Annotated in this window: 5 protein-coding genes; 4 read left to right on the plus strand and 1 reads right to left on the minus strand. The window is 70.9% G+C overall.

Annotation, left to right across the window (positions count from 1 at the left end; all coding sequences use genetic code 11):
- Positions 1-152: 152 nt before the first annotated feature.
- On the plus strand, positions 153-656 hold the full coding sequence (locus ACFWWR_RS41830) for a tetratricopeptide repeat protein (RefSeq protein WP_383876879.1): 504 nt from the start codon (positions 153-155) through the stop codon (positions 654-656).
- A gap of 219 nt (positions 657-875) precedes the next feature.
- Complete coding sequence (locus ACFWWR_RS41835) at positions 876-2,372, plus strand: PLP-dependent aminotransferase family protein (protein ID WP_384309302.1); 1,497 nt, start codon at positions 876-878, stop codon at positions 2,370-2,372.
- 90 nt (positions 2,373-2,462) lie between these two features.
- Here the strand turns inward: ACFWWR_RS41835 and ACFWWR_RS41840 are convergent, their stop codons facing one another.
- On the minus strand, positions 2,463-3,461 hold the full coding sequence (locus tag ACFWWR_RS41840; RefSeq protein WP_383876883.1) for a helix-turn-helix domain-containing protein: 999 nt from the start codon (positions 3,459-3,461) through the stop codon (positions 2,463-2,465).
- A 319-nt stretch (positions 3,462-3,780) separates the two neighbouring features.
- Here ACFWWR_RS41840 and ACFWWR_RS41845 point away from each other — a divergent pair, with 319 nt between their 5' ends.
- Both ACFWWR_RS41845 and ACFWWR_RS41850 read left to right on the plus strand, forming a co-directional pair.
- Positions 3,781-4,086, plus strand: coding sequence for a hypothetical protein (locus tag ACFWWR_RS41845; protein ID WP_383876885.1), 306 nt, complete (start codon positions 3,781-3,783; stop codon positions 4,084-4,086).
- Positions 4,087-4,355: 269 nt separating this feature from the next.
- A complete protein-coding gene (locus tag ACFWWR_RS41850) occupies positions 4,356-4,937 on the plus strand; it encodes a nitroreductase (protein ID WP_383876887.1) in 582 nt (193 codons plus the stop codon).
- Positions 4,938-5,072 lie beyond the last annotated feature (135 nt).

Here is a 5,072-nt window from a genome sequence, read left to right on the forward strand (position 1 = left end):
CGTAAGGCCGCCCCTTACCCGACCCAACTGACCTCGCGGTGGCCCCCGGGCGGCTTTGACCGCGCGGTCACGGCCGCCGGGCGCAACCGGGCGAGAGCGGCGGGACTTGAACAGGCTTGGTCAAGACCCAACTCCTCTGTGAAGCTGGGGCGATGACCATCACACCGGCATGGGAGCAGCGCTCCACCGACCTGTGGGCCGCTATCAACGACTACGACCCCGCCGACTTCCGCGCGAAGATCGGGGCGCTGGCCGACGAGCTTCCCCAAGGACATCCCGTCGGATACTTCGAGCGTGCCTCGGCCAACGACTCGACCGGCGAGGGCGAAGCGGCTGTACCGCTCTATCAAAAGGCGCTGGACGCCGGGCTGGTGGGCGAGCGCAGGCGGCGTGCCGTGATCCAGATGGCCAGCACCCTGCGCGCGCTCGGCCACGCCGAGACGAGCGTCGAACTGCTCAGCGCGGAGCGCGACAAGGACTCCGACCACCTCGACGACGCCGTCACCGCCTTCCTCGCGCTGGCACTGACCGACGTCGGCCGGGAACGGGAGGCGGTCGGTCTGAGCCTGGGCGCACTCGCCAAGCACCTGCCGCGCTACAACCGCTCCCTCGCCAACTACGCGAAGATCACGATGGGTGAGGAACCGACGGCCTGACAGCGTCCTGCACCGGCCCGCACTCCACAGCCCCCAGGCCTGAGACCCCGCCCCTCGCCACAGTTTTACCGGTGCCGGGCCGGCTGCAGCCCTCCCGCCCCCGGCGGGCCGGCACACAGGCGCACGCAGGATGTCCAACTCCTTGTCCACACAGCCCAATCGGCTCAATCGTCAGGCTGAGCCGCCGCGCACTGACGCCGGAAAAAGGGGGGCCGCGGGATGGAGCAGCAGCGAGCGAGAGGCGCGGCCATTCCGGCCGCGCGACTCGCGCAACTCCTGGCCGGCATGACCACCGCACGCCCCGCCTACCGGCATCTCGCGGCGGCTGTCCGCACCCTCATCCTCGACGGCGGCATCGCCGTCGACGCCCGGCTGCCCGCAGAACGGGAGCTGGCCCCCGCACTCGCGCTGAGCCGCACCACCATCAGCGCCGCCTACGAACAGCTACGCAAAAACGGATACGCCCGCAGCCGGCGCGGATCCGGCACCTGGACCGCACTGCCCGAAAGCGCGCACTGCCCAGCGCAGTGGGATGCCATGGCGCCGGGCCCGCCGCACGGCGCCACGCCGCCGATGCCGCCCCCAGGCGCCATCGACATCGCCACAGCCGCCCTGCCCATGCCCCAGGACGTACTCCACCAAGATCTCGCCGAAGCGGTCCGCCACCTTCCGCACCCCGCCCACACCTCGGGCTACCACTCCTACGGGCTGCCCGAACTGCGCACCGCCGTCGCCGCCCGCTACACGGCACGCGGCCTGCCCACACACCGCGAGCAGATCCTCGTGACGGCCGGCGCGCAACAGGCACTGAGCCTGGCCCTGTCGCTGCTGTGCGGTCCGGGCGACCGGGTGCTCGTGGAGAGCCCGTCCTACCCCAACGCGCTCGACGCGATCCGGCGCGCCCGGCTGCACCCCGTCCCGGTACCGGTCACCGAGGACGGCTGGGACGGCGACCTCCTCACCTGCGCGCTGCGCCAGAGCGTGCCGCGGCTGGCCTACCTCATCCCCGCGTTCCACAACCCCACCGGCGCCCTGATGCCGCCGGGCCAGTGTGCCGAGGTGCTCGGCGCCACCCGCAGGCCCGGCACCTGGCTCGTCGTCGACGAGACGCTCGCCGACATGGCCCTGGACACCGCAACACCCACGCCGTTCGCCGCCCACGGGGCCGGCGGCGGTGGCGAGCATGTCATCTCCATCGGCTCACTCAGCAAGAGCTACTGGAGCGGACTCAGGGTCGGCTGGCTGCGCGCCTCACCGCGCCTGGTCGCCGAACTGGCCGAGCTGCGGGCCACGGTGGACGTCTCGGGCTCCGTGCTGGACCAGCTGCTCGCCCTCCTGCTGCTGGACCGCGGGGACGGATGGCTGGCCGACCGGGTCGATCAGGTACGCCACCGCAGGCAGACCCTCCTCGCCGCGCTGGAGCGGTATCTGCCGCACTGGTCCTGGCGGCTGCCACCGGGCGGCCTGTCCCTGTGGGTGGACCTGGGACAGCCCGTCGCCTCCGCCCTCGCCGAACGCGCCCTGGCGCACGGGGTGCGCATCGGATCGGGGGCGCGCTTCGGCGGCGAACCCGGACTCTACGAACACCGGCTCCGCATCCCGTACACGCTGCCTCCCGCCGCCCTGCAGGAGGCCGTACGGCGGCTGGCGGCGGTCCTGGCCGACTGGCCACCGGTTGCGGGCGCGGCCCGCTCCCGCAGCGACTGGGTGGCCTGACACCGACCCCCTCAACCGGCCGCCACCAGGCGTGTTCAAGCGCGCCCGTCCGCAGTTGAACACGACGACCACCGGGGGACCGGACACACCTCAGTCGACACTCGCCGGCAGGTGTCCGTACTGCACCGCGCGCACCCCGGCCTGGAAGCGGCTGCGCGCATCCAGATGCGACATCAGCGTGTTGGCGAAACGCCGTGCCGTACGCGGCGAGACCCCCAGCTTCCGGGCGATCGCATCGTCCGTGTGGCCCTCCGCCAGCAGCTGCAGCACCTCGGCCTGCTGCCGGTGCAGGTCATCCTGCTCGCGCCCGGCCGAAGTGCCCAGCGGCTCCGCCGCCTGCCAGGTGTTCTCGAACAGCGCGCACAGGGCGGCGATCAGACCCGGCGCGCTGAGCACGACGGCTCCCCCCGAGGTGGCGTTGCTGTCGGCCGCCATGATCGCCACCCGCCGGTCACAGATGATCATCCGGTTCGGGAGCGACGGCACCGTGCGCACCTGAGCGCCTATCCCCATCAGCCACTTGGCGTGCGCCACCGTCGCGGCATCCCGGCGAATGCTGTCCAGGTAGACCGTCCGCATCTGCACGCCGCGCTCGAGCAGCCGCTGGTTGAGCGGACGGGAAGCCCGCATATTGGCATCCGTCTGCGGCCCGCCCGGAGCGAACGCCAAAAACTCCTGCCGTACCTGATGGTTGAGCGCCGTCAGATAGTCGCGGATGGACTCCAGACCCCGCAGATACTGCACCCCGGCTTCGGGTACGTCCTCCTGCTGGCCGGCGAACTCCGAGATCAGCCGGGCCGCGACGGCGCGGCTCGCCTCGACCCGCTGCTGCTGCGCGGCCAGTTCGGCCTGCTGCCGGGCCAGCAGAATCTCCATGCCCAAATGCGGGCTGACCGCGTGGAGTTGGGTGGGATCCTCGGTGGAGACGCGGACCAGCGCAAGGTCGCTCAACTGGTCGAGCGCGTCCCGGATCTCCTTCGCGGGCATCCCCAGCCGGGCAACCAGGTCCTCCACCCCGTCCTGGGGATGGGCGAGCATGGCCCGGTAGACGGCTTCCGTTTCGGATTCGAGCCCGAGAAGATCAAGCATCTCATTCCCCCGACCGGCCGGTGCGTCAAAAATGCGTTGCTGAGGCGGATACGAGAGCGCCTCAAAGTGCCGCAAGGAAAGGAGAGTAGTTTAGATCCTTGGCGGTCGACCGAATACTTGACTCTCTTGGTCCAAGGCTGACCGTTCCTAAACCTAATCGCCGCGCCCACCCGGCTGCGCCGCCCGCCGGGCCCTCTCGGGCGGGTGTTCAACACCGTCGGACGTAGACGCAACAAACGACTCGTGCCATGTTGCAACCACTCTCCGCTGTCCGCCGGGTGCCCCGGCAGACAGCTCCGACGCCGGCAGGAACCCCGCCATGTACCTCGTCCATGTCCATGTGCAGCCACCTTTGAACGGCGTCCGCCTCCCCAGTGGGACGGCCGATGCCGTGGCCGTCTGCGCGCGCGACGTGGCCGGCGTCGAACATGTCGTCGTGCACGCCGGCACCCGCCCGCATCCCGTCATCGGTGTCTATGTCAGTGCCGCCACCCTGCAAGCGGCGGAAGAGACCGCGGTGGCCCTGTGGCGCTGTGCCCTCAAAAACCATCACTGGCTGCGCCCCTGGACGCTGCTACGGGCCGAAGTACCCCTCATCCCTATCGACGCCGGCTGGCCGCCCTGAATGTCCTAAGTAGGTCATGGACGGTTTGACCTGCGATTTTCCCCTTCTGGTGGCGCGTGTGGAACGGCACTGTCTGAGGTGCCGGCGAAACCACGACACCAGAGGGAGGAATCCATGGCGGTCAGCGAGACAGCCCTGGACGCGGTCGCGGTATCCGCAGTCGTGCACCAGGCGTCCAGCGTGTCGCAGGACGACTCCGGCTGGCAGTGAGCCGACAGCATGCACCGCCCGACTTCTCGCCGATACCCGTAGCCAGAAGAGGAACAGCAATGGATGTCATGACGGCCGTGCTGACCCGCCGCAGCGAACACCAACTCGTCGAACCCGCCCCACAGGACGAGGAGTTCGCCTATCTGCTGCGGGCGGCGGCCACCGCCCCCGACCACGGCCGGCTCCGGCCATGGCGGTGGATCCTGGTACGCGGTGAAGGGCGCACCGCCCTGGGGCGCTGCTTCGCCGACGAGAACCAGGGGCCCGAGTCCCGACGGGAGCAGGTGGAGACCAGGCCCCACAGAGCACCGCTGCTCGCCACGCTGGTGTTCGCACCCGTGCCCGACGACACCGCTCACGGCGGCTCCATCCCCGAATGGGAACAACTCGCCGCCACCAGCGCCATGGCCGGCTCCCTGATACTGCTGCTGCACGCCCGTGGCTTCGGCAGCGTCTGGCGCACCGGCCGCTTCACCGAGTCCGAACGAACCCGCCGAGTACTGGGGCTGCGTCCGCAGGAGCGCCTGCTGGGCTGGCTGTACATCGGCACCCCGCAGCGGCTCAGGCCGTCGAAGCGGCGCGTCCCCGAGGACGTCACCGACCGGATCTCCGTGTTCACACCCGAACTGTTGACGTTGTGACCCCCTGGCGGGGGGGGGGGGGCCCCGGCGCCCCCCCCCCCCCCGGGCCGCCCCCCCCCCCCCCCGGCGAGGGGGGGGGTTGTGCGCCCCCCCACACACCCCCCCACCCCCCGGCCGCCCGCCGCCCCGCCCCCG

This window comes from Streptomyces sp. NPDC058678 (genome assembly GCF_042714835.1).
GTDB lineage: Bacteria > Actinomycetota > Actinomycetes > Streptomycetales > Streptomycetaceae > Streptomyces.